Raw genomic sequence first — 25,622 nt, forward strand, 5'->3', positions numbered from 1 at the left:
ACCCGGCGTCGCGCCACGCGGCGTGCCGACGTGCCCGTCGCCGAGGAGACCCCGGTGACCGAGGCCCCCGAGCCCGCGCGGACCCCTGAGCCGGTGCAGGCCTCGGAGCCCGAGCAGACTCCCGAGCCCGCGCAGACTTCCGGGCCCGTCGCCGACGAGGCCGGTCCGCGGCGCCGGCGCCGGGTGGTCCGCAAGCCGGCCGCCGGCTTCGCCGAGCCCGCCGGGTCCGGTGAGACGGAGGCCTCGCAACGACGCCCCGCGCGTCCGGCCGTCGCCGTGTTCCAGCCGCCGGTGTTCACCGAACCCCGCTTCCAGACCCCGGAGCGGGCCGCCGCCGAAGCGGCCGTCGAGGTCGCCGAACCGACGGTGGAGCCGGAGCGGACCGAGGAGTTCGCGGAGGAGCAGCCCGCCGCCTCCCGCCGCCGGCGCCGGCGGCGGGGTGCGGGCGACGAGCCCGAGGCCGCTCCCGTGCCCCCCGTCGAGGACGAGGCGGAGGAGGCCGAGGAGCAGTCCGAGGACCACGCCGAGGCCGACGACCAGGACGACAGCGAGGCCGCCGGTTCGCGTCGCCGCCGCCGCCGCGGCGGCCGTCGCCGCCGACGTGGTGACTCCGCCGAGACCGACCTCGAGGGCGAGGAGTCCGCGGACGCCGGCGCCGAGCAGGCCGCCCAGGACGCCGAGGACACCGCCGAGCAGGTCGAGGAGGACGCGGAGGACGAGGGCGAGTCGGCCGAGGACCGCGAGGAATCCGGGTCCAGCAGCAGTCGTCGCCGTCGTCGCCGTCGCCGTCGCGCCGGTGACGGCGGCGGGGAGACCGAGGCGGTCTCCGACGACCCCGAGCGCACCGTCGTCAAGGTCCGCGAGCCCCGTCCGAAGGCCGAGCCGTCGGACGAGGTGCAGTCCATCAAGGGCTCCACGCGTCTGGAGGCGAAGAAGCAGCGTCGCCGCGAGGGCCGTGAGCAGGGCCGCCGCCGGGTGCCGATCATCACCGAGGCCGAGTTCCTGGCCCGCCGCGAGGCCGTCGAGCGCGTCATGGTGGTGCGCCAGCACGGCGACCGTACGCAGATCGGTGTCCTGGAGGACGGCGTGCTCGTCGAGCACTACGTCAACAAGGAGCAGGCGACCTCGTACGTCGGCAACGTCTACCTCGGCAAGGTGCAGAACGTGCTGCCGTCGATGGAGGCCGCCTTCATCGACATCGGCAAGGGCCGCAACGCCGTGCTGTACGCCGGCGAGGTCAACTTCGAGGCGCTCGGCATGTCGGGCGGCCCGCGCCGCATCGAGTCCGCGCTGAAGTCGGGGCAGTCGGTCCTGGTGCAGGTCACCAAGGACCCGATCGGGCACAAGGGCGCCCGCCTCACCAGCCAGGTCTCCCTCCCGGGCCGCTACCTCGTGTACGTCCCCGAGGGCTCGATGACCGGCATCAGCCGCAAGCTGCCCGACACCGAGCGGGCCCGGCTGAAGACCATCCTCAAGAAGATCGTCCCCGAGGACGCGGGTGTCATCGTGCGCACCGCCGCCGAGGGCGCGAGCGAGGACGAGCTGCGCCGGGACGTCGAGCGACTGCAGGCGCAGTGGGAGGAGATCAAGAAGAAGTCCAAGAACGGCGCCGGCAGCGCGCCGACGCTGCTGTACGGCGAGCCGGACATGACCGTCCGGGTCGTGCGGGACATCTTCAACGAGGACTTCACCAAGGTCGTCGTCAGCGGTGACGACGCCTGGGAGACCATCCACGGGTACGTGTCGCACGTGGCGCCGGACCTGGCCGGGCGGCTGTCCAGGTGGACCAGTGAGGTCGACGTCTTCGCCACCTACCGGATCGACGAGCAGCTCGCCAAGGCGCTGGACCGCAAGGTGTGGCTGCCCAGCGGCGGTTCGCTGGTGATCGACCGGACCGAGGCGATGGTCGTCGTCGACGTCAACACCGGCAAGTTCACCGGCCAGGGCGGCAACCTGGAGGAGACGGTCACCAGGAACAACCTGGAGGCGGCCGAGGAGATCGTGCGCCAGCTGCGGCTGCGCGACCTCGGCGGCATCATCGTCATCGACTTCATCGACATGGTGCTGGAGTCCAACCGGGACCTGGTGCTGCGGCGCCTCCTCGAGTGCCTGGGCCGGGACCGTACGAAGCACCAGGTCGCCGAGGTGACCTCGCTGGGTCTGGTCCAGATGACCCGCAAGCGGGTCGGCCAGGGCCTGCTGGAGTCGTTCTCGGAGACCTGCGTCCACTGCAACGGACGCGGTGTCATCGTGCACCTGGACCAGCCGACCGCCGCAGGCGGTGGCGGCAAGCGACGCAAGCGGGCCAGGGCCGGTGCGGACCAGCCGCACGAGCACGAGGCGGTCGCGAGCGTGGAGACGGCCGAGGAGGAGGCGGAGACGGAGGCCGAGGTCGCCGCCGAGGCCGCCGAGCCGGTCGCACTCCCGGCACCCGAGTTCGTGCCGGACGAGGAGTTGTACAACAGCGCCGCCGAGGCGGAGGCCGCGGCGACCCGTGGGCGCACGCGCCGCCGGGCGAGCCGGCGTACGTCGGCCCCGGCGGGCGCGCCGAGGCGGGAGACCGCCAAGGACAGGGCCGACCGGCACAGGGCCGAGGAGAGCGAGCCGGCCGAGGACGAGGTTCCGACGGCGCAGGACGTGACGGTTGCGGAGGAGGCCGCGCGTCCGGTGCAGCCGGAGTCGGCCGCCGAGGCGCTGGCCGAGCCCGCGGCCGTCGAGGACGCGGTGGTCCCCGAGCCGGCGGAGGAGGCCGCGCCCAAGGGCCGTACGCGCCGCCGGGCCACCCGCAGGGCGTCCGCGCCGGCCGGTCCTCCGGCGGGAGCGGAGGCCGCGGTGGTGACGGTCACGGAGCCCGCGGCCCCGGTCGCCGAGGCGTCCGAGCCGAAGCCCGAGGAGGTCCCGTCCGAGGCGCCCGCCGGGGCCGGCGCCCCGGCCCGCCCACGCCGCCGCGCGGTGCGCAAGCCGAGCACGCCGACCGCGTCCGAGGAGACGGCCGTCGTGGTCGTCCCGTCGGTGGCGACGGAGGCGGCGGCCGCCGAGGAGCCCGTCGGGGATACCGAGGCCGTCGAAGCCGAGGAAGCCCCGGCCAAGAAGACCGCCCGCAAGGCGGTCAAGAAGGCCACGGCGAAGAAGGCCGCCACGAAGAAGACGGCGGCCAAGAAGACCGCCGCCAAGAAGACGACGGCCAAGAAGGCGGCGGCGAAGACCACCAAGTCGGCCGCCACCAGGACGACCGCGAAGAAGACGGCGTCGAAGAAGACCGCGGCGGCGGCCCAGCAGCCGTCGTCCTCGGTGACGGCCTCGACGGAGGACTGACCTCCGAATCGTTCGACGATCGTGATCCGCCCCCCGGTTCCACCGGGGGGCGGATCGCTTTTCTGCCACGAGGCGGCTATCAGGGTTCGAATACATGAATGGCCGGTGAATCGTTGCCCCTGGCGCATGGTTATGATGTGCCCAAAGATCTAATGCGAAATCAGACAAACGGGGACTTTTTGCCCCTGTCAAGGTCCACAGTATTGGGGCGCCACACGTGAAGGCTCTCGTGCTTTCCGGGGGAGCGGGAACCCGCCTCCGTCCGATCACCCACACCTCGGCCAAGCAGCTCGTGCCGGTCGCCAACAAGCCCGTGCTCTTCTACGGCCTGGAGGCGATCGCCGACGCCGGGATCACCGAGGTCGGGATCATCGTCGGCGACACCGCGGACGAGATCCGCGAGGCGGTGGGGGACGGTTCCCGGTTCGGCATCGAGGCCACCTACATCCCGCAGGACGCCCCCCTGGGTCTCGCGCACGCCGTGCTCATCGCCCAGGACTTCCTCGGCGACGACGACTTCGTCATGTACCTCGGCGACAACTTCATCGTCGGCGGCATCACCGGCCTGGTGGAGGAGTTCCGCACCGAGCGGCCCGACGCGCAGATCCTGCTGACCAAGGTCCCCAACCCCACCTCCTTCGGTGTCGCCGAACTCGGCGCCGACGGCCGCGTGGTGGGCCTGGAGGAGAAGCCGAAGCAGCCGAAGAGCGATCTCGCCCTCGTCGGCGTCTACCTGTTCACCCCGGCCGTGCACGAGGCGGTCCGCTCCATCGAGCCGTCCTGGCGCGGCGAACTGGAGATCACGCACGCCATCCAGTGGCTGATCGACCAGAAGCGGGACGTCCGCTCCACCACGATCTCCGGGTACTGGAAGGACACCGGCAACGTCACCGACATGCTGGAGGTCAACCGGTCCGTCCTGGAGATCCTCGAGCCCCACGGCGCGGGTACGGTGGACGAGGCCAGCGAGATCATCGGCCGGGTGCGCATCGAGGAAGGCGCCCGGGTCAGCGGCAGCCGGATCGTCGGGCCCGCGGTCATCGGCGCCGGCACGGTGGTCAACGACGCATACATCGGCCCCTTCACCTCGGTCTCCGAGGGCTGCCGGATCGAGGACAGCGAAATCGAGTACTCCATCGTCCTGCGGGGCGCGTCCGTCACCGGCGTGCGCCGGGTGGAGGCCTCGCTCATCGGGCGCGACGTCGAGGTCACGCCCGCTCCCCGTAACCCCAAGGCACACCGGCTCGTGCTCGGTGATCACAGCAAGGTGCAGATCTCCTCATGACTACCAGGATCCTGGTGACCGGCGGCGCCGGCTTCATCGGCTCGCACTACGTCCGTACGGTGCTCGGCCCCCAGGGCCCCGGTGACGTCTCGGTCACCGTCCTGGACAAGCTGACGTACGCGGGCAACCCGGCCAACCTCGACGAGGTGCGTGAGCACCCCGGGTTCGCCTTCGTGCAGGGCGACATCTGCGACCCGGAGCTGGTCGGCAGGCTGATGGCCGAGCACGACCAGGTGGTGCACTTCGCCGCCGAGTCCCACGTCGACCGGTCCATCGACGGCGGCGCGGAGTTCGTCCGCACGAACGTGGTCGGCACCCACACCCTCGTCGACGCAGCGCACCGGGCCGGCGTCAGGACCTTCGTGCACATCTCCACCGACGAGGTCTACGGCTCGATCGACGAGGGCTCCTGGCCCGAGACCCACCCGCTGGAGCCCAACTCGCCCTACTCCTCGGCGAAGGCGTCCAGCGACCTGATCGCGCTCTCCTACCACCGCACCCACGGCCTGGACGTCCGCGTCACCCGCTGCTCCAACAACTACGGGCACCACCACTTCCCCGAGAAGGTCATCCCCCTCTTCGTCACCAACCTCCTCGACGGCAAGAAGGTCCCGCTGTACGGCGACGGCGGCAACGTCCGCGACTGGCTGCACATCGACGACCACGTCCAGGGCATCGAGCTGGTCCGCACCAAGGGCCGCACGGGCGAGATCTACAACATCGGCGGCGGCACCGAGCTCTCCAACAAGGAGCTCACCGGGCTGCTCCTCGAGGCGTGCGGCGCCGACTGGGAGACCAGCGTCGAGTACGTCGAGGACCGCAAGGGCCACGACCGCCGCTACTCCGTCGACTGCACGAAGATCCGCGAGGAACTGGGCTACGAGCCCCGCAAGGACTTCCGTGAGGGCCTCGCCGAGACCGTCCAGTGGTACCGCGACAACCGCGCCTGGTGGGAGCCGCTGAAGGAGCGCGCGGCACTGAGCTGACGCACCACCCGTCTCGCGCGGGCCCGGGGTCGTCCCGGGCCCGTTCAGGCGTTTCCCGCGCGTCCCGGATCCCGCCCGGGGCCCGCGCGACCCGGCACGGAGGACAGGAAGAGGGATGAACCCGACAGAGGAACAGGGGAAGACGCCGGCCGGCTGGCTGGTCACCGGGGCGGGCGGGATGCTCGGCCAGGACGTACTGGCCCGGCTGACCGCGGCGGGGGAGCAGGCCACCGCCCTGGACCGGGCGACGCTGGACCTCACGGACGCCGACGCCGTGCGGCAGGCGCTCGAACGTCACCGGCCGGCCGTGGTGGTCAACTGCGCGGCCTGGACCGCCGTGGACGACGCCGAGACCCGCGAGGCCGAGGCGCTCACGATCAATGGCGACGGCCCGGCCCACCTGGCGGCCGCCTGCGCCCGCACCGGCGCCGTCCTGCTCCACGTCTCCACCGACTACGTCTTCGCGGGCGACGCCACGACGCCGTACGCCGAGGACGCCCCCACCGCGCCGCGCAGTGCCTACGGCCGCACCAAGCTGGCCGGCGAGCAGGCCGTTCTGAAGACCCTCCCCGACAGCGGCTACGTCGTGCGCACCGCCTGGCTGTACGGAGCGGGCGGAGGCAACTTCGTCCGAACGATGATCAAGCTGGAAGGTCTCAAGGAGACCCTCGACGTCGTCGACGACCAGCGCGGCCAGCCCACCTGGAGCGCCGACCTGGCAGGCCTGCTGCTCGAGCTGGGGCGCGGAGCCCTGGCCGGCACCGCCCCGGCGGGCGTCTACCACGGGACCAGCTCCGGCGAGACCACCTGGTACGGCCTCACCCGCGAGATCTTCCGCCTGCTCGGCACCGACCCGGACCGGGTCCGCCCCACCACCAGCGAGGCGTTCGTCCGTCCCGCCCCCCGCCCGGCGTACAGCGTGCTCGGCCACGAGCGCTTCGCCGCGGCCGGCATCGAGCCGCTGCGCCACTGGCGCGCGGCACTCACCGAGGCGTTCCCGGAGATCCACCGGGTCCACGAGAAGGAGAACCCGGCGTGACAATCAAGGTCAGCGTCGTCATCGCGGTCTACAACCCGGGCAAGTACGTCGAGGACTGCGTCAACGGTCTGCTCCGGCAGAGCCTCACCCCGGACGAGTTCGAGGTCTTCTTCGTCGACGACGGATCCACCGACGAGACCCCCGCCCGGCTGGACCGGCTGGCGGCCGAGCACTCCCACTTCCACGTCATCCACCAGGAGTCCTCGGGCTGGTCGGGCAAGCCCCGCAACACCGGCATCGACGCCGCCCGGGGCGAGTACGTCATGTTCGTCGACCACGACGACTGGCTCGGCGACGAAGCCCTCGAGCGGATGTACGACTACGGCAAGGCGAACGACGCCGACGTGGTCGTCGGCAAGATGGCGGGCATCGGCCGCCCGGTCCCGCAGGAGCTGTTCCGGGTCAACCGGCCGCGCGCGACGGTGGAGAACGCTCCGCTGATCGACAGCCTCACCCCGCACAAGATGTTCCGGCGGGAGTTCCTCCAGCAGCACAACATGCGCTTCAAGGAGGGCCGCCGCCGGCTGGAGGACCACGTCTTCGTGGTCGAGGCCTACCTGCGAGCCAGGAGCGTCGCCGTCCTCGGTGACTACCTGTGCTACTACCACATCACCCGCGACGACGGCTCCAACGCCGGCTTCCAGCGCTTCGATCCGGTCGGCTACTTCAACAACCTCCGCGAGGCCCTCGACGTGGTCGAGGAGCTCACCGAGCCCGGCCCGCTGCGCGACAAGCTGTTCAGCCGCTGGCTGCGCAACGAGATGGTCGAGCGGCTGCGCGGCAACCGGCTGCTCAAGCTCCCCGAGGACTACGCCGAGGATCTGTACCGCGAGATCCGCGGTGTCGTCACCGAGCGGTTCGGTCCGGGCGTGTTCGCCCGGGTCGCCCCCACTCAGCGGGTGGTGGCCGGACTGATCGCCGCCGACCTCTACGAGGACGTCCGCGCCCTCGCCCGCTGGGAGGCCGGGATCAAGCCCACCGGCATCCTGGACTCCCTGACCTGGGAGGACGGCGTCCTGAAGGTCGGCTTCACCTCCGAGTACCAGGTCGACGGCGAGCCGATGACCTTCCGCCGGGAGGGCGAGCGCGACCTGCTCGGCCTGCCGCTGTCCGACAGGGCGCTCGAGGCGCTGGCCGGCCAGGACATCGCCCTGGAGGCCCCGGTCGGCAAGAGCGACGTGGACCTGGTGGTCCGCCACCGGGAGGACGCCAGGCAGTTCTACCTCCCGGTCGAGTGCGAGCTGCACCGCCTGGACGCGGGGGAGGGCTCCTTCCGCCAGCGGATCACCGCGCGCGCCGTCCTCGACCCGGAGACGGCGGCCGCGGGCGAGCCTCTGGAGAAGGGTCTCTGGGACCTGCACCTGCGCATCAAGTCCTGCGGCTGGAGCAAGGAGACCCGGCTCGGCGCGGTGCGCGGTGAGGACGTGGAGGCCGGACGGCTGGCCGCGCTCACCGGCGAGCCGAGACGGATGATCCTGCCGTACTGGACCGACGGGCCGGGCAACCTCTCCCTCGACGTCGACCAGCACACCAACAAGCTGGAGCGCGAGGCGGTGGCCCGGATGGACCCGGCCGGAGCCGTGATCGAGGGCTCGGCCGTACGGCTGCCGCTGCCGCTGCACGTCGCGGCGGACGCCGGTGACCCGGTGCAGCTCCGCTTCGAGCGCAGGAACGTGGGCAAGTACCCGGCCGACGCCGTGGTGGACGGCCGTACCGTGAGCGCCGCGCTGCCGCTGGAGACGCTCACCGGGATGCGCTGGGCGGTCCGTATCGGGGTGCCGTCCGCCGCCCGCGGCGAGGCGAAGTGGACCAGGCTCCCGGTCGACGTGGTGGTCGCCGCCGACGGCGCCGCCCGGGTGATCGACCGGCACACCCCGCCGGCCAGGTCCGCCGGGCGGAAGCCGACGCCGAAGAAGCCCGCCCAGCCCCGCTCCCTGTGGCGCCGGGCCGCCGGCCGCGTCAAGCGCGCACTGACGAACGAGAAGAAGAGCTGAGGACGGACCCTTCCATGCGCCCCCTTTCCCTCTCCGGTGCCTGGGTGCACGAGCCGAAGATCTTCCCCGACGGCCGGGGCAGCTTCCACGAGTGGTTCAAGGCCCCGGCCTTCGCCGAGGCGGCGGGCCACCCGCTCACGCTCGCCCAGGCCAACATGTCCGTCTCCAGCCGGGGTACCCTGCGCGGCATCCACTTCGCCGACGTGCCGCCCGGCCAGGCCAAGTACGTCAAGTGCGTGCGCGGCGCGGTCCTCGACGTGATCGTGGACATCAGGACCGGCTCGCCCACCTTCGGCCAGTGGGAGGCGGTCCGCCTGGACGACCGGGACCACCACGCGGTCTATCTCTCCGAGGGCCTCGGTCACGGTTTCATGGCGCTCACCGACGACGCCACCGTCGTCTACCTCTGTTCCGAGGGCTACGCCCCCGAGCGCGAGCACGGCATCCACCCCCTCGACCCGGCCCTGGGCATCGAGTGGCCCGCCGGCCTCTCCCCCCTCCTCTCCGCCAAGGACGAGCAGGCCCCCACCCTGGCCGAGGCCCGGGACCAGGGCCTGCTGCCCTCCCACGAGGCGTGCGTGGCCTACCGGGAGGGCCTCGGCGGCTAGCCGTCCGGGTCGGACCGGCTCTCCCCGCGGGGTCGGTTTGACCCCCACGCCGGGTCCCCGTAACCTTGACCGTCGGCGTGTCCATCGGGGCCGCCACATCCCCGTAAACCTCTTCCTTCCGGGTGCCTCGGTGGCCGGGAGAGGTCGTCCGTGTTCTTGGCCGGGCGGCTGGCCTGCGGGGGTGCCGTTCTTCGAGTGAGAGTGAGATCCGCGTGTACGCCATCGTGCGCAGCGGTGGCCGCCAGCACAAGGTTGCTGTCGGTGACATCGTTGAGGTTGACAAGATTTCCACCGCCAAGGTGGGCGACACGGTCGAGCTCTCGACCCTGCTCGTCGTCGACGGCGACGCTGTGACCAGCGACCCGTGGGTGCTGGCCGGCATCAAGGTCCAGGCCGAGGTCGTGGACCACCACAAGGGCCAGAAGATCGACATTCTGCGCTACAAGAACAAGACCGGCTACCGCCGTCGTCAGGGCCACCGCCAGCAGTACACGGCGATCAAGGTCACTGAGATCCCCGCGGCTGCGAAGTAAGGGACTGAGGAGACATGGCACACAAGAAGGGCGCATCGTCCACCCGGAACGGTCGCGACTCGAACGCCCAGCGGCTCGGTGTGAAGCGCTTCGGCGGTCAGGCCGTCAACGCGGGTGAGATCCTGGTCCGCCAGCGCGGCACCCACTTCCACCCGGGCGCCGGCGTCGGCCGTGGTGGCGACGACACGCTGTTCGCCCTGCAGGCCGGTGCGGTGCAGTTCGGCACCCACCGTGGCCGCAAGGTCGTGAACATCGTTCCGGTCGCCTGACCGGAAGCTTTCGCGAGGCGGACCTCACTTCCCCCACGGGAAGCGGGTCCGCCTTTCGCGTGTTAGCCAAGAGACATTCCCGCAGTAAGTAGTAACTGGAGGCACATCCCATGACCACCTTCGTGGACCGCGTCGAGCTGCACGTCGCCGCGGGTAACGGAGGCCACGGCTGTGCCTCCGTCCACCGTGAGAAGTTCAAGCCGCTCGGCGGGCCCGACGGCGGCAACGGCGGACGCGGCGGCGACGTGATCCTCACCGTCGACCAGTCCGTGACGACCCTCCTCGACTACCACCACTCCCCGCACCGCAAGGCCACCAACGGCAAGCCCGGCGAAGGCGGCAACCGCAGCGGCAAGGACGGGCAGGACCTCGTCCTCCCCGTGCCGGACGGGACCGTCGTCCTGGACAAGGCGGGCAACGTGCTCGCAGACCTGGTCGGACACGGGACGTCCTACGTCGCCGCCCAGGGCGGACGCGGCGGGCTGGGCAACGCCGCCCTCGCCTCCGCGCGGCGCAAGGCGCCCGGGTTCGCGCTGCTCGGCGAGCCGGGGGACCTCCAGGACATCGTCCTGGAGCTCAAGACCGTCGCCGACGTGGCACTGGTCGGGTACCCGAGCGCCGGCAAGTCGTCGCTGATCTCCGTGCTCAGCGCCGCCAAGCCGAAGATCGCCGACTACCCCTTCACCACCCTCGTCCCGAACCTCGGCGTCGTCACCGCCGGGTCGACCGTCTACACCATCGCCGACGTGCCCGGCCTCATCCCCGGGGCCAGCCAGGGCAAGGGACTCGGCCTGGAGTTCCTGCGGCACGTCGAGCGGTGCAGCGTGCTCGTGCACGTGCTGGACACCGCCACGCTGGAGTCCGAGCGCGACCCCGTCTCCGACCTCGACATCATCGAGGAGGAACTGCGCCAGTACGGCGGTCTGGGCGACCGCCCCCGTATGGTCGTCCTCAACAAGATCGACGTTCCCGACGGCAAGGACCTCGCCGAGATGGTGCGCCCCGACCTGGAGGCGCGCGGCTACCGCGTCTTCGAGGTGTCGGCGGTCGCCCACATGGGGTTGAAGGAGCTGTCGTACGCGCTCGCCGACCTCGTCGCCCGGGCACGGGCCGCCAGGCCCAAGGAGGAGGCGACGCGGATCGTCATCCGGCCCAAGGCCGTGGACGACGCCGGCTTCACCGTCATCCGCGAGGACGTCGACGGGGAGCTGCTGTTCCGCGTGCGCGGCGAGAAGCCCGAACGCTGGGTCCGCCAGACCGACTTCAACAACGACGAGGCCGTCGGCTACCTCGCCGACCGGCTCAACCGCCTCGGTGTCGAGGCGGAGCTGATGAAGGCCGGCGCCCGGGCCGGTGACGGCGTCGCGATCGGCCCCGAGGAGAACGCGGTCGTCTTCGACTGGGAGCCGACCGTCATGGCCGGCGCGGAGATGCTCGGCCGGCGCGGCGAGGACCACCGCTTGGAGGCGCCCCGCCCGGCCGCCCAGCGGCGCCGGGACAAGCAGGCCGAACGGGACGAGTCCGAGCAGGAGTACGACGGCTTCGAGCCGTTCCAGTCGGAGTGACTCCGGGTGGAGTCGTGGTGAACGTCCGGCCGGCCGGCGGGTGTTCCGACCGGCCGTACTGAAAGGCGGCCCGGCCGGCCTCACGACCGGACGTCCGCCGCGGGAATCCCGCCCGCCCCGCACGGATCGCGCGCGACCGGTGCGGCACTCGCCGCCGGCACCCTCGCGGCGCGGGCGTCCACGCCACGCTCGGCCGGGACCGCACGGCCGCGCGACGGCGCGGTCGCCGCCGGGGCGCACCCGGGCGTCGCCTTCACCGACTGACGGCCGCGGACCGAGTCGCCCGTAGCCCGCCGCTCACCCGACGGACCCGTCGCGGCCACGGAACGTTTCCGTGCCGCGACGGGTTTCCCGCTGTCTCCTTGTTTGTCATGCACGCGAACCTCGGAGTTCAGCGGACGGACCGACCGGACCGCGAGCTTCCCCGTGTCCAAGCGTCACACGAGGCAGGGGAGTTAGCCGATGACCGGAGCAGTTCAGCCCGATCGCCGTCGTGTCCTGACCGCGGGCGCCGCCGTGCTCGGCGCCGCCGCCTCCGCCCAGCTGTGGCTGCCGGCCACCGCGCACGCGGCCGGAGTGAAGCTGCCCGACGGCGTGTTCAGCCTGGGCGTGGCCTCCGGTGACCCGCTCCCGGACGGGGTCGTCCTGTGGACCCGGCTCGCCCCGGACCCGCTGAACGGCGGCGGCATGCCCGACCGCACCGTGGCCGTGGAGTGGCAGGTCGCCCGGGACGCCCGCTTCAGGAAGGTCGTCCGCCGGGGTGTCGCCCCGGCCCGGCGCACGTACGGGCACAGCGTCCACGTGGACGTACGCGGGCTGCGCCCGGACACCACGTACTGGTTCCGCTTCCGTGCCGGCGGGCAGCTCTCGCGCGTCGGCCGCACCCGTACCGCGCCCGCCCCGTACAGCTCCGGCGGCCGTCTGAAGGTCGCGCTCGCCTCCTGCCAGAACTGGCAGCACGGCTACTTCACCCCGTACGCCGACATGCTGCAGCAGGACCCGGACGTCGTGGTGTTCGTCGGCGACTACATCTACGAGTCCGTTCCCTCGGCGACCGGCGTACGGCGCCACGAGGGCGCCGGTGAGCCGTACAGCCTCACCCAGTACCGCAACCGGTACGCCCAGTACCGCTCGGACCCGGACCTCGCGGAGATGCACGCCAACGCCCCGTTCGTGGTCTCCTTCGACGACCACGAGGTCGACAACGACTTCGCCGGCGAGATCCCGCAGGACCCCGGCAAGCAGGCGCACGACCCGTTCGTCGCCCGGCTGACGGCCGCCTACCAGGCGTACTACGAGCACATGCCGGTCCGCGCCGCCGCCGTGCCGAACGGCCCGCACATCCGCATGCACCGTCGGCTGGACTTCGGCCGGCTCGCCCGGCTTAACGTGCTGGACACCCGCCAGTACCGCAGCGACCAGGCCACCACCCAGGAGGGGGCCCAGGACCCGTCGCTGACCATGCTCGGGACCGCGCAGAAGCGCTGGCTGGTCGACGGGCTGCGCCACTCGCCCGCCCGCTGGAACCTGATCGCCTCCCAGATCATGATGGCCGAGACCGACCTCCGGATCGGCGAGGGCAAGCTCTGGTTCTACGACGCCTGGGACGGCTACCAGGCCGAACGCAACGCCCTGCTCCAGGAGTTCCGGCGGGTCAGCAACCCCGTCGTCCTCAGCGGCGACCGCCATCTGACGATGATCAGCGACCTGAAGGCGGACTTCGCCGATCCGAAGTCCGCAGTCGTGGGCGCCGAGTTCGTCGGCACGTCCATCTCCAGCAACGGCGACCAGGACCAGGCCGCGTTCCGTGCGCAGTGGGACCCGCGGCGCGCGGACAACCCGCACTGGAAGCTGCTCGACGCCCACCGCGGCTACCACCTGTTCGACATCGGCCGGGGCGGCATCGACGCGCACGTGCGGGTGGTGGACACCGTGGTGAAGCCGCAGGCCACGCCGAGCACGCTGGCCAGGCTGCGGGTCGAGGCCGGGCGGCCGGGCGTCCACCTGGCCTGAGCCGGCCGGGGGCGGGTCGCGCAGCCCGGTGCCTGCGGGGTGCCTTCCCGAAGGGGGCGCCCCCAGCGCCCACCCGCGCCGCCCCCGGGGGCGCCTCCCAGGTCCCCAAGACACCGGGGAGGCACGATCGCCCGCGGTGACGTGCGGGGAGGGGACGGCACTCAGGCGGGTCCCAGGCTCCTCTCACGGCATCCTCAGCGAGCCGTCCCACCGTGCCTCGGCATGGACACCGACCCCACGAGAGAAGAACTCCCGGCCACCGGCGCAGCGATCCCCCCACTGCCCGCCGGCACCCGCCTGCTGCACATCGGTCCGCACAAGACCGGCACCACCGCCGTCCAGGGTGCGCTGTTCGCCGCGAAGGGGGAGATGGCGCGGCACGGCGTCGACTTCCCGGCGCACAGTCGGCACCCGATCGAGGCCGTCCTCGCCGCCTGCGCCCGGCCCGCGATGATGGGGGACACCGTTCCCACCGAGCGGCACTGGCAGCGGCTGCTGGACCGGGTGCGGGCTACCGGGCGGCGCACCTCCGTGATCAGCAGCGAGTTCTTCGCGGACGCCGAGGACGGGGCGACGATCGCCCGGATCGTCGAGCAGCTCGGCGGCATGGGGGTCCCCCCGCTCGAGCGCAGCCGAGAGTGGGGGAGGGTGCACGTCCTGGTCACCCTGCGGCCCCTGGCGCGGATCATGCCCTCGCAGTGGCAGCAGTACGTGCAGAACGGGCTGCGGCTGGGCTACGAGCCGTGGCTGGAGCACATGCTCCGCCGGCCCCCGTACGACCGGCCCACCCCCAGCTTCTGGCGTCGGCACCGGCACGACCGGCTGGTCGAACGGTGGGCCGGGGCGACCGGCCCCGACCGGGTGACCGTCGTCGTGGTCGACGACCGCGACCGGGACGCGCTGATGCGCACCTTCGAAGGGCTGCTGGGACTGCCCGAAGGACTGCTGCGTCCGGTCCCGGAGACCGCGAACCGTTCCCTCACCCTCGCCGAGACCGAGATGCTGCGGAACCTCAACAAGGAATTCCGCGGCAATGGGCTCCCGGAAGAGCTGTACTCGAAGCTGGTGCGCCACGGCGCGATCGCGCACATGAAGAACGCGTGCAGCCCCACCCCGCAGGACGTGGGGATCCGTACCCCCCAATGGGCCCTGGAGGCCGCTGCCGGTATCGGCGCCGAGGCGGCCGCGCGGATCGGCTCCATGGGCGTGCGGGTCCTCGGCGACCTGGCGTCGCTGTCCCGCACACCGGCGTTTGGAGGGCCGGCGGACGAGCCGCGGCTCGCTCCCGAGGTGGCCGCGCAGGCCCTGTTCGGGATGCTCACCACGGTCGCGGCGACGAACGGCGCCGACAAAGGACGTACCGTTCACCGGACACCGTCGAAGGAACTCGTGAGAGTCCTCGGTCACCGCTGTCTGAAGCGGCTGCGCCTGCGCTGAGCCGACCGGGTGGTGTCACGCCTGTCACGCACAGCAACGGCATAACTCCTGTGGAGTTACTCACAAGAATTCACGGGGCGTCCCGGGAACCCTCGCCGGGCGCCCGGAGTCCTAGGTGAATGGCAGGTGTCGTGCACATATGCGGCGGAGGTCGCTCACCTTGCACTGCGGTAACCACAAGTGGGACCATTTCGAAGTTCCCTGTCGCCCCAAGGTAGGTCACCTGTGTCCCAGCACATAGCCAAGCCCCGTACCACCGCAGTGATCCTGGCCGGCGGCACCGGTCAGCGGGTGGGTCTGTCGATCCCCAAGCAGCTGCTGAAGATCGCCGGCAAGGCAGTCATCGAGCACACCCTGGCCACCTTCGAGAAGGCCGACTCGATCGACGACATCATCGTGCTGATGGCGCCGGGGTACGTGCCCGACATCGAGAAGATCGTGGCCAAGGCCGGGTTCGCGAAGGTCGCCAGGGTCATCGAGGGCGGCTCGACCCGGAACGAGACCACCGAGCGGGCCATCGCCGCGCTCGGCGAGGGCCTGGCCGAGGGCGAGGACCGCAACGTCCTCTTCCACGACGCCGTGCGCCCCCTGCTGTCGCAGCGCGTCATCGACGACTGCGTGACCGCGCTGGAGCGCTACCAGGCCGTGGACGTGGCCATCCCGTCCGCCGACACCATCATCGTCACGCGCACGCACGGCGAGGACGGCGAGTTCATCACGGAGATCCCGGACCGCTCCCGGCTGCGCCGCGGCCAGACCCCGCAGGCCTTCAAGCTGTCCACCATCCGCCGCGCCTACGAGGTCGCCGCCGGCGACCCCAACTTCCAGGCCACGGACGACTGCTCGGTCGTACTCAAGTACCTGCCGGACGTGCCGATCCACGTCGTGGCGGGCGACGAGTACAACATGAAGGTCACTCAGCCGGTCGACGTCTTCATCGCCGACAAGCTCTTCCAGCTCGCCTCCACCGCCGCCCCCGAGCAGGTCTCCGAGGAGGCCTACCGGCAGCTGCTCACCGGGAGGACCATGGTGGTCTTCGGCGGTTCGTACGGCATCGGCAAGGACATCGCCGAGCTCGCCGAGTCCTACGGCGCCACCGTCTACGCGCTGGGCCGCTCCACCACCGGCACCCACGTGGAGAACCCGGAGGAGGTCGACGACGCGCTGTCCAAGGCGTACGGCGAGACCGGCCGCATCGACTACGTCGTCAACACCGCGGGCGTGCTGCGTATCGGCAAGCTCGCCGAGACCGACAACGCCACCATCGAGGAGGCGCTGAAGGTCAACTACCTGGCCCCGGTGCAGATCGCCCGCTCTGCCTACAAGTACCTCGCCGAGACCAAGGGGCAGCTGCTGCTGTACACCTCCAGCAGCTACACCCGCGGGCGCGCCGAGTACAGCCTGTACTCCTCGACCAAGGCCGCGATGGTGAACCTCACCCAGGCCCTGTCCGACGAGTGGGCCGGCGACGGCGTCCGGGTGAACTGCATCAACCCGGAGCGCACCGCCACGCCGATGCGCACCAAGGCCTTCGGGCAGGAGCCGACGGGCAGCCTGCTGTCCTCCGAGGCGGTGGCCCGGACCTCGCTGGACGTGCTGTTGTCCGAGCTCACCGGCCATGTCATCGACGTACGGCAGCAGGACCCGACGGCGGGCGCGGCGCAGGCCACCGAATTCGAGCAGGCGCTGGCCGCGGTGCTGGACCGTCAGGACGGCGTGTAATAATTGCCGCTAAATAGTCTTCCGTAATTCAGGCCTCCGCGGCCTCCTGTTCACGTGGTTAGTCGACGGGAGCTCGCGGGGGCCTGAATCCGTACCTCCTGAATCGCGCACAGGCACAGAACCGGCACTCCCCTCCAAGAGCAGGTCATTCGTGATATCCACCGCTATTCGCGTCGCCCGGGTGGGCAGTGCGGCCGAACTGGCCGCAGCGGCCCTCATGGTGCTGGGCTTCCCCTGCCTCATGCTGGCCGCGCTGGTCCCGAGCATCCCCGCCTTCGCGGCGGTGGCCGCCGTGACGTACCTGGCGGACCACTATCTGCACCGCAAGGGCAGCTACCTGGTCAGCCGCCTCAGCAAGGTGCGGGCCGGCCTGTCGATCCGCTTCCTGATCCGACAGCTGCTGCTGATCCTGCTGCTGGCCCGCCTGTCCCTCGCGGACGACCTGATCTACTACGGGGCGATCGCCTGCTTCATCGCCTTCTACGGACTTCAGGCCCCGCACGGCGCGCTCACCACGCTGATCCGCAACCGCCGCCGGCTGCCGGTCGCCACCCGCAACGTCGACCTGGCCTCCCGTATCCGCATCCCGGACGCGCCGCCGCGCGCGCTGCTGAACCGGCCCGCGGAGAAGATGCTCCACCTCGACCTCGCGGCGGTCGTCGGCGTACTCGTCGGCGCCTTCCTGGAGTCGGCGGTCATCGGCTACGCCGGCATCGGCGTCACGGTGGCCGCGGGCGCCCTGTACGTCCTCGCCCTGCTGCCCTACGTGCGCGGCCGGAAGACCCCGCCGAGCCCGGAGAAGGTGCTGGACGCGGTCGACGGCTGGCTGCGCGAGTACCGCCCGGAGACCGTGCTGTACTTCTCCGGCTCCAAGGACTCCGCCTACCAGGTCAACATGTGGCTGGAGACCATGGAGCAGCTGGACACCCGTCCGCTGGTCATCCTGCGCGAGCGGGTCATCCTGCAGAACCTGGTGCCCACCACGGTCCCTGTCATCTGCGTGCCCGGAGGGGTGCACCTGATGAACATGGACCTGTCCACGGTGCGGGTCGCGCTGTACGCGGCGAACGTCGGCAAGAACATCCACATGCTGCGCGTGCCCACCATGAAGCACGTCTTCATCGGTCACGGCGACAGCGACAAGCTCGCCAGCGTCAACCCGTTCAGCAAGGTCTACGACGAGGTGTGGACGGCCGGCCGCGCGGGCCGCGACCGCTACGCCATCGCCGACGTCGGTGTCCGCGACGAGGACATCGTCGAGGTCGGCCGTCCGCAGCTGGCCCCGATCCAGACCTGGCGGGGCGTCCCCGGCGACCGCATGCCGACCGTCCTGTACGCCCCCACCTGGGAGGGCTGGGACGACAACCCGGGCAACACCTCGATCCTGCTGGCCGGCGAGAGCATCGTGAGAAGGCTGGTCCAGGCCGACCCGGCGGTGCGCGTCCTGTACAAGCCGCACCCCTTCACCGGCACCCGCAGCCCGAAGGCGAAGGCCGCCCACCAGCGGATCACCGCGCTGATCGAGAAGGCCGCCGCCGCGCGCGCCGCCGACCCGCGCTTCACCGCCGACACCGCCGCCCGGACCGAGGCCCGGGCCGAGCTGGCGCGCATCGAGGCCCGGCTGGCCGAGCTGTCCGGCGGCGCCGGCAAGGGCGACGAGGCCGAGGCCTCCCGCGACGGGGTGGTCGACGTGGCCCGGCACGAGGAGACCGCCCGGCTGCGCGCCGAGTGGAACACCGCGTACTGGCGCTCCTTCCCCGATTGGGAGCACCGCGTCATCACGGGCGCCGAGCCGCGCCTGTACGACTGCTTCAACGTCTCCGATGCGATGGTCTCCGACATCTCCAGCGTGGTCTCCGACTTCATCGCCAGCGGCAAGCCGTACGCCGTCACGGACTCCGCCGAGCTGGGTGTGGAGGAGTTCAAGCGGCAGAACACGGCGGTGCGTGCCGCGGTGATCCTGTCCAACGACGCGGAGGAGCTCGGCGGGCTGCTCGACGCGGTCCGCGACCCGGCCGCCGATCCGCTGGCCGGGGACCGGGGAGAGCTCAAGCGCTACCTGCTCGGCCCGGACGAGCCGAAGTCCATCGACCAGTTCAACACGGCGGTAGCCCAGCTCGCGCTGAAGGCCGAGACGCGCAACCTCGGCCAGCAGACCCGGATCACCACCGGCGGCCCCGACGTGGAGCTGGCTGACGTGGTGCCCGTGCCGCGGACGTCAGCGGCCGGTGAGACGGACGGCGTCGACGCGGGCTGACCGGCCCGGCGGGTTCGGCGGGACTCGGCCCCCGAGGAGTCGATCCTTCGGGGGCCGGGCTCCTTCGCGTGCCCGACGGCCCTGTGACGTGAACCACCGGAACCGGCGTCCGGCGCAACCCCTCGCTTCGAACTGTCGTCTTACGGACGAAGAATGAGGCGACACGGGGTGAACGCCCCGCGACGAAGGGGAAAGTGACCATGGCGCAGCCTGATGTCACCGTGGTCATAGGGGCGTACGAGGCGATGCCGTACCTGACCGAGTGCCTCGCCTCCGTGGAGGCGCAGACCATCACCCCGGAGCGCGTCGAGGTCGTCGCGGTCGACGACGGCTCGACCGACGGCACGGGGGAGTGCCTGGAGGAGTTCGCGGCCCGTGCGCCGATGCCGGTCACCGTGCTGAGGCAGGAGAACTCGGGCGGCCCCAGCGGCCCGCGCAACGTGGGCCTGGACAAGGCCACCGGGCGCTACGTCTTCTTCCTGGACGCCGACGACCGGCTGGGCCCCGAGGCTCTCGCGCGGATGGTCGGCATGGCCGACCGGGCCGGCACCGACGTCGTGCTGGGCCGGATCGAGGGCGTCAACCGGGGCGCGCCGAAGTCCATGTGGGGCAGGACGCTGGAGCGCACCGACGTCTACTCCTCCAACATCAAGTTCACGCTCAGCGCGCAGAAGCTGTTCCGCCGCTCGTTACTCGAGCGGCACGGCATGCGGTTCGACGAGTCCCTGTTCACCGGCGAGGACGCGCTGTTCACCATGGAGGCCTATCTGCGGGCCGACGGCGTCTCCGTGATCGCCGACCACACCTGCTACTACCTGGTGGGCCGTGACGACGGCAAGCACGTCACCAGGAGCGGCGGCTACACGCTGCGGTTCGACTCCGCCCGCGCCCTGATGAACCTGATCGCCGGTCTCGTCCCCGAGGGCCCCCGCCGCGACCTGCTCATGGTGCGGCCCTTCACCGTCACCCTGCTGCCCCAGTTCGGCCCCCGGTTCCTCAAGGACACCGACGACGTCCGGCGGCGCAAACTGGAGCTGGTGCGGCCGCTGACGGACGTCCACTGGACCGAGGGCGTCGCCCGGCGGCTGAAGGTCGAGGAGCGGCTGCGGCTGCACCTGGTGGCCGGGCAGCGGCTGGAACTCCTCACGGACGTCCTGCGGTTCGTCCAGGAGGAGAAGCAGCCGCAGGCCCTGCTGGAGCGGCGGGGCCGCCGCGTCTACCTCGCCTACCCGCACTTCCGCGACCGTGCGGCGGACATCCCCGACTCCGTGTACCTGGCCTCCCCGCGCGAGGCCCGCGCGGTCCCCGGATACCGCGCGGGTGGCGCGGACTCCCTGCTGCGCCGCACCGCCCGCACCGCTCGCCGCCTGCTGACCCCCGCGGCGACCTGAGCCAGGGGCGCCGTTCGGACCTCGTCGGGGCCGCGGGGGCCCGGCACCGCTCCCCCTGCGCTCGGCTTCGCTCACGCGGGAGGGGCCCCACCGCCGCGTCGCCGTCGGCCGCCAGGGCTCTCCGCCCCGGCGCCCTCCTCCGCCTCGCGGTCGCACGGCACCGGGCCTCGCCCGGTCCGGTCGCACGACACCGCCCGCCGGAGCCGGCCTGATCCGAACGACGCCCTAGACGAGGCGAGTGGCCGCCGGGTTCGTACCGTGCGTCGTGGCGGTCTCCCGGCGCTGGACGGGGAGCTCCGCGGCGAGACGCCGGGTGGTGCGGGTCCGGTGGGCCTGGGACGCCGTGCACAGGGCCTGGACGGCCGCGGCGAAGCGCCGCCGGGACGGCGGGTCGGCCGGGCCGAGCAGGCGGAGCTTCAACTCCGCTCGTGCCCGCGCCAGTTCGTCCTTCTCCGGGTCGCGGACCGACTCCAGCAGGGCCGGCACCCCGGCCGCGTCCGGCGTCAGCACCTTCGCCGCCGCCACCGTCGGGAACGCCGCGCGGAACGCCTCCTCGGGCAGCCCGCCGGTGTTCGCCACCGCGTACGGCTTCCCGCTGGCCAGGAAGTCGCTGATCACGCTCGACACATCACTGATCAGCAGGTCGGTGACGTTGAAGCAGGCGTACAGCTCGGGCCGGGCGCCCGTGACGACCTGGTGCTCCCACTCCGGCAGCGACGCCCAGTACGCCTCCTCCCAGGCCGCCGTCGCCCGTGCCACCGCCTGCGCCCGGCCCGGTTCCGGCGCGGACTGCACCAGCATCCGCTCGACCTGGTCGGAGCCCGCCCGGAAGGCGGTCGTGGTGAACCGGTCCAGCTCCGCGGTGCGCTGGGCCAGCTCCCCCGACGGCGCGGGACGCGCCCCGGACCGCTCCCGGTTCGCCGCCCGGATCAGCTCCCGCACGCGCCGGTCGGCGGCACCCGCCCGGGGGTCCACCGAGCCGGTCAGCGGATGCGGCCTGTACAGCAGCCGCACCCCCGGGTCGGCGAGCAGCGCCCGCACCAGGTTCTCACCGGCCGCGACCACCGACGTGTTGCCCGGGTTGCCGTCCCAGCCCTCCCAAGTCGGCGCGTACAGCACGGTCACGCAGGCGCCTGCGGGCGGTCCCGCGTACGGGCGCACGGCGTCCAGCTGCGGGCGGCCGATCTCCACCACGTCCTTGTCCTCCACCCCCACCCCGGCCAGCGCGTACCGCTCACGCGCCGCCGGACCGGCCACCCACACCTGGTCGTACGCCTTCGCGTACGGGTTGCAGGACGACAGCTTGTCGCTCTCGCCGTGGTTGACGAAGGCGTGCTTGATCGTGGGGATCCGCAGCACCTGAGAGGTCTTGCCGGAGTTCGACGGGTGGATGAGCACCTGGAGCGTGGACTGTTCCAGCCGCATCAGCGTGGACACCTTCGGCAGGCACACGACCGGGATGTCGGTCGCCGCGATCCTCGACACCATGAACCGCTCCCGCAGCACGATCACCGGCCGTCCGCCGAGCCCGGCCAGCGGCTCCAGCCACATGTTGGCCTGGTAGGCGGAGGACGGACCGCCGGAGAAGTACAGGCCGACCGTCGGCCGGTACTCGGCCAGCCACGCCTCGAACCAGTCGAGCACCTCCTGCTCGCCCGCCGGACGCCGGCCCGGCAGCAGCCGCAGCAGCAGCGCGCACAGGCCCGCGGACGTGAGCAGCAGCGCCAGCGCGACACCGGCCGCCGCGTGCCGGGCGTCGTCGGTGACCGCCGTCGCCGTCAGCCCGGCCGTGGCGGGCAGGCCGAACGTCAGCAGCCGGTGGCCGGGGCGGCGCAGCAGCGCGGCCGGGGCGGGGGACAGGCGCAGCGCCGAGGCGTCGATGTTGCGGGTCAGCACCGGCAGCGTGCGGGTGCGGCGGACCAGCACGGACACCGCCTGGACCGTGCAGTGCAGCGCGTAGAAGGCGAGCAGCCCGGCGACCAGCGGGGCGTACTGCGTCTCCCGGTGCTGCTCGCCGAGCCGGAGCAGGCCCACCACCAGCAGCAGGTCGCGCAGCACGTGGCGGACGGTGATGTCCGCGTGCGACGTGGTGAACAGCGCCACCATGCCGGGCAGCCACCGGTACAGCACGCCCTCGACCGCCAGGGACACGGCGGTCGAGACGAGCAGCAGCGGCACGTGGGGGCGCAGCGCGGCGACGGCCTGCGCGGCGAAGGCGGCCGCCAGAACGGCGAGGGTGAGCAACTGGGCGGCGGTCCGCCGCCGGGGGGACGAGGGCTCGGGCACTGCGGTCACTCCAGGGTCGACGCAGAACGGGTGCCCGGGTTAACGCGCACCGACCTCCGGACGACACGCAGGTGTCCTCGCCGCAAGGAGTGACCGGGGTACTACGACCCTCCGGAACCCCGGTTCCGGCCCCCCTGCAGTGCCCGGCGCAGGGGAGCGCCCACCACGCGGCGAGCACGGCGGTACACCGACGCGGGCGCCGGCACGGCCGTGGACCTGCGCGCACCGGCCTTCGCCCGGGTCAGCTCCCGTCGCAGCCGGGTGTTCTCCTCGGTCAGTTCGCCCACCCGGTTGTTCAGCCAGCCCATACGGGAGGCGAGGGAGGCGAGGTCGGTGTCGATCCAGGGGCGCACCCCCGCAGGGAAGTCCAGCGAGCGCAGCTTCTTCTCGAAGGCCGCGCCGCCGTCGCCGTGCGAGAACGTGTTCTCCAGACCGTTGCGGTCCAGGAACGCCGTGAACCGCTCGAACCGCTCGTGGTGGTTGCCCGTCAGCGCGCTGAGGTCCGTCTCCTCGTACAGCCGCGCCGGGTCGACGTCCTCGGGCAGCTTGTCGATCCGGCGGTGCGGGATCTCGAAGTAGCGGCACAGCTCCAGCGTCCGCGAGTCCGCGCACAGCACGGTCGCGGGCGTGCCGGCCAGCAGCGCGGCGATGTTGCCGTGGATGCGTGAGCCGAAGGAGTAGTCGAAGTCCCGCAGGTCGTCGATCCAGGTGACCGGGTCGACGTAGACGCGGGCCTTGCCCTCCCGGTACATCGGGTGGTCCGGGTGCGTCGGCATCGCGGTGACCTTACCGTTCGGGTCGGACAGGTCCCGCCAGTGCAGCTGCTTGGCGTCGCTGAGGTTCTGGCCTATGAACCGCAGGTTCGGGTAGCGCGCGTGGGTGCGCGAGATGATCCGCCCCATGCCCAGCTTGCGCACGGCGCTGTGCGAGCCGTTGATCGCTATGCGCGAGTCGGCGGTCAGCTCCTGCGCCCGCTTCCGTACGACGAGTTCCTTGCCGTACATGAACATCGACGGGCAGCCGATCACCTCGACGTCGCTGAACCCCATGTCCTTGAGGTACTTCTCGGTGAACTCGCCCCGCACGCCGATCGAGGCGCTGTGGTCGAGCACCGCGGAGACGAACGCGCGCACGCTCGGTTCCATCGGCTTCAGCCGGTCCGGGTTGTAGCTCAGTCCGGTCTGCGCGCCGACCCCGAGGACGACCACGGGGATCCTCAGCCGGCCGATCAGCCGCGTCAGCCGCTTCAGGCCCGGCTCGAAGGACGGGCGGAAGGCGTTGGCGAGCGGGACGACGAAGGCGTCGTACTCCTCGTTGATCCGCGCCGCCTCGGCCGCCTCGGTGCGCATCTCGTTCGAGACCACCTCGGTGCGCGGGGTTTCGAGGATCTTGTGTGCGGCGTCACTGAAGATCAGGTTGCCGGCGTTGGTGGCGATGACGTCGCGGTGGAGGGCCTCCTCCACGGACATGACGGCGTAGGGGCTCTTGCCGGATCTGAGGAGGACGCGCTTCGCGGGGGGAACGTTGTGTGGCACGGAGTTCAAAATACGTTTGCATAATCTTTGATTTCCATAGGTGACCGACGCAACCTTCCTCTTGTGAGAGATCCGTGACCGCACGGTTACTCGCACCGGCCCGTTCCGGAGGCTGGAACGGCCGGGCGCCGTCCGATCCGCTTCGCGTAGATTGCCTGGTGGGCGATCGATCGACGTGAGGGACGGGCGGCAGGGTGGCAGGGGCAAGGCAGGCCGTGGGCGAGGCGCGCAGGATCGTCGTGAAGGTCGGCTCCTCGTCGCTGACCACCGCGGCGGGCGGTCTGGACGCGGATCGGGTGGACGCGCTCGTCGACGTGCTGGCGAAGGTGCGGAACGAGGGGGCGTCCCGCGGGGCCCCGGTCGAGGGCGGCGGCGGACGGTCGGGCGGAGGAGAGCGGGAGATCGTCCTCGTCTCGTCCGGCGCCATCGCCGCCGGGCTCGCCCCGCTGGGTCTGCGCCGCCGCCCCAGGGACCTGGCCCGGCAGCAGGCCGCCGCCAGCGTCGGCCAGGGACTGCTGGTCGCCCGCTACACCGCCTCCTTCGCGCGCTACGGCGTCCGGGTCGGCCAGGTGCTGCTGACCAGCGACGACATGAGCCGCCGCGCCCACCACCGCAACGCCTCCCGCACCCTGGACGAACTGCTGGCGATGGGCGCGTTCCCGATCGTCAACGAGAACGACACCGTCGCCACCGACGAGATCCGCTTCGGGGACAACGACCGGCTCGCCGCCCTGGTCGCCCACCTGGTCCACGCCGACCTGCTGGTCCTGCTCTCCGACGTGGACGGCGTCTACGACGGCGACCCGGCCCGCCCCGGCACCTCACGGATCGCCGAGGTCAGGGGCCCCGCGGACCTCGCCCACGTCGAGATCGGCAGTGCAGGCAAGGCGGGCGTCGGCACCGGCGGCATGGTCACCAAGGTCGAGGCCGCCTCGATCGCCGCCGCCGCCGGCATCCAGGTGGTGCTGACCAGCGCGGTGCACGCCGCCGACGCCCTCACCGGCGGCGACACCGGCACCTACTTCCACCCCACCGGACGCCGCTCCGCCGACCGGCTGCTGTGGCTCCAGCACGCCTCCGCCCCGCAGGGCGCGATCACCCTGGACGACGGCGCGGTCCGCGCCGTCGTCCAGGGCCGCAAGTCGCTGCTGCCCGCCGGGATCGCGGGCGTCGAGGGCGAGTTCAGCGCGGGCGACCCGGTGGAGCTGCGGGACGGCGAGGGGCGGGCGGTGGCCCGGGGACTGGTCAACTTCGACGCCAAGGAGATCCCCCTCCTGATCGGCCGCTCGACCCGTGAACTCGCCCGGGAACTCGGACCGGGGTACGAACGCGAGGTCGTACACAGGGACGACCTGGTGGTCCTGCATCCGTAATGCGCCGAAACGTC

General features: G+C 71.8%; 17 protein-coding genes. 15 read left to right on the top strand and 2 right to left on the bottom strand.

The window, feature by feature from the left end; translation table 11 throughout:
- The 14 genes from KYY02_RS26195 to KYY02_RS26260 all read left to right on the top strand — a co-directional run.
- Positions 1-3,315 (top strand): Rne/Rng family ribonuclease (locus tag KYY02_RS26195; RefSeq protein WP_371242058.1); only part of this gene is annotated, 3,315 nt, incomplete at its 5' end.
- Positions 3,316-3,532: 217 nt separating this feature from the next.
- Positions 3,533-4,600, top strand: a complete 1,068-nt coding sequence (locus tag KYY02_RS26200) for a glucose-1-phosphate thymidylyltransferase (RefSeq protein WP_371242060.1) — start codon at positions 3,533-3,535, stop codon at positions 4,598-4,600.
- Entirely contained in the window at positions 4,597-5,586 is a 990-nt protein-coding gene (gene rfbB, locus KYY02_RS26205) for a dTDP-glucose 4,6-dehydratase (protein ID WP_371242063.1), read from the top strand. The genes KYY02_RS26200 and rfbB overlap by 4 nt, the downstream gene beginning before the upstream one ends.
- Positions 5,587-5,701: 115 nt before the next feature.
- Complete coding sequence (rfbD, locus tag KYY02_RS26210; RefSeq protein ID WP_371242065.1) at positions 5,702-6,625, top strand: dTDP-4-dehydrorhamnose reductase; 924 nt, start codon at positions 5,702-5,704, stop codon at positions 6,623-6,625.
- Positions 6,622-8,619, top strand: coding sequence for a glycosyltransferase family 2 protein (locus KYY02_RS26215; RefSeq protein WP_371242067.1), 1,998 nt, complete (start codon positions 6,622-6,624; stop codon positions 8,617-8,619). Before rfbD ends, KYY02_RS26215 begins: the two co-directional genes overlap by 4 nt.
- Positions 8,620-8,633: 14 nt before the next feature.
- Positions 8,634-9,227, top strand: a complete 594-nt coding sequence (gene rfbC, locus KYY02_RS26220) for a dTDP-4-dehydrorhamnose 3,5-epimerase (RefSeq protein ID WP_371242069.1) — start codon at positions 8,634-8,636, stop codon at positions 9,225-9,227.
- A gap of 212 nt (positions 9,228-9,439) precedes the next feature.
- The gene (gene rplU / locus KYY02_RS26225) at positions 9,440-9,760 is read left to right on the top strand and encodes a 50S ribosomal protein L21 (RefSeq protein ID WP_004931419.1); all 321 of its coding nucleotides are present in this window, start codon (positions 9,440-9,442) and stop codon (positions 9,758-9,760) included.
- A gap of 14 nt (positions 9,761-9,774) precedes the next feature.
- On the top strand, positions 9,775-10,029 hold the full coding sequence (gene rpmA / locus KYY02_RS26230; RefSeq protein WP_003976205.1) for a 50S ribosomal protein L27: 255 nt from the start codon (positions 9,775-9,777) through the stop codon (positions 10,027-10,029).
- Between the two features lie 110 nt (positions 10,030-10,139).
- Complete coding sequence (gene obgE, locus KYY02_RS26235; protein WP_371242071.1) at positions 10,140-11,594, top strand: GTPase ObgE; 1,455 nt, start codon at positions 10,140-10,142, stop codon at positions 11,592-11,594.
- Between the two features lie 462 nt (positions 11,595-12,056).
- On the top strand, positions 12,057-13,607 hold the full coding sequence (locus tag KYY02_RS26240; protein ID WP_371242073.1) for an alkaline phosphatase D family protein: 1,551 nt from the start codon (positions 12,057-12,059) through the stop codon (positions 13,605-13,607).
- Between the two features lie 222 nt (positions 13,608-13,829).
- A complete protein-coding gene (locus tag KYY02_RS26245) occupies positions 13,830-15,044 on the top strand; it encodes a hypothetical protein (protein WP_371242075.1) in 1,215 nt (404 codons plus the stop codon).
- Between the two features lie 225 nt (positions 15,045-15,269).
- The gene (locus KYY02_RS26250) at positions 15,270-16,766 is read left to right on the top strand and encodes a D-ribitol-5-phosphate cytidylyltransferase (protein ID WP_371242077.1); all 1,497 of its coding nucleotides are present in this window, start codon (positions 15,270-15,272) and stop codon (positions 16,764-16,766) included.
- Between the two features lie 181 nt (positions 16,767-16,947).
- Positions 16,948-19,023 carry a hypothetical protein gene (locus tag KYY02_RS26255; protein ID WP_371242172.1) on the top strand — a complete coding sequence of 692 codons (2,076 nt, stop codon included), beginning with the start codon at positions 16,948-16,950 and terminating at the stop codon, positions 19,021-19,023.
- 194 nt (positions 19,024-19,217) lie between these two features.
- Positions 19,218-20,414, top strand: a complete 1,197-nt coding sequence (locus tag KYY02_RS26260; protein ID WP_371242079.1) for a glycosyltransferase family 2 protein — start codon at positions 19,218-19,220, stop codon at positions 20,412-20,414.
- A gap of 225 nt (positions 20,415-20,639) precedes the next feature.
- Here KYY02_RS26260 and KYY02_RS26265 read toward each other — a convergent pair whose 3' ends face one another.
- On the bottom strand, positions 20,640-22,700 hold the full coding sequence (locus KYY02_RS26265) for a hypothetical protein (protein ID WP_371242081.1): 2,061 nt from the start codon (positions 22,698-22,700) through the stop codon (positions 20,640-20,642).
- Between the two features lie 101 nt (positions 22,701-22,801).
- Positions 22,802-24,235, bottom strand: coding sequence for a polysaccharide pyruvyl transferase family protein (locus KYY02_RS26270; protein ID WP_371242083.1), 1,434 nt, complete (start codon positions 24,233-24,235; stop codon positions 22,802-22,804).
- A 194-nt stretch (positions 24,236-24,429) separates the two neighbouring features.
- Here KYY02_RS26270 and proB point away from each other — a divergent pair, with 194 nt between their 5' ends.
- Entirely contained in the window at positions 24,430-25,608 is a 1,179-nt protein-coding gene (proB, locus tag KYY02_RS26275; protein ID WP_371242085.1) for a glutamate 5-kinase, read from the top strand.
- The last annotated feature ends 14 nt before the right edge of the window (positions 25,609-25,622 follow it).

The organism is Streptomyces pimonensis, assembly GCF_041380215.1.
Taxonomy (GTDB): Bacteria; Actinomycetota; Actinomycetes; order Streptomycetales; family Streptomycetaceae; genus Streptomyces; species Streptomyces pimonensis.

Bases quoted from the DNA above. Each gene is read 5' to 3' on its own strand.
- rfbB (WP_371242063.1), top strand. From the start codon at position 4,597: ATGACTACCAGGATCCTGGTGACCGGCGGCGCCGGCTTCATCGGCTCG.
- rfbD (WP_371242065.1), top strand. From the start codon at position 5,702: ATGAACCCGACAGAGGAACAGGGGAAGACGCCGGCCGGCTGGCTGGTC.
- rfbC (WP_371242069.1), top strand. From the start codon at position 8,634: ATGCGCCCCCTTTCCCTCTCCGGTGCCTGGGTGCACGAGCCGAAGATC.
- rpmA (WP_003976205.1), top strand. From the start codon at position 9,775: ATGGCACACAAGAAGGGCGCATCGTCCACCCGGAACGGTCGCGACTCG.
- obgE (WP_371242071.1), top strand. From the start codon at position 10,140: ATGACCACCTTCGTGGACCGCGTCGAGCTGCACGTCGCCGCGGGTAAC.
- KYY02_RS26240 (WP_371242073.1), top strand. From the start codon at position 12,057: ATGACCGGAGCAGTTCAGCCCGATCGCCGTCGTGTCCTGACCGCGGGC.
- KYY02_RS26245 (WP_371242075.1), top strand. From the start codon at position 13,830: ATGGACACCGACCCCACGAGAGAAGAACTCCCGGCCACCGGCGCAGCG.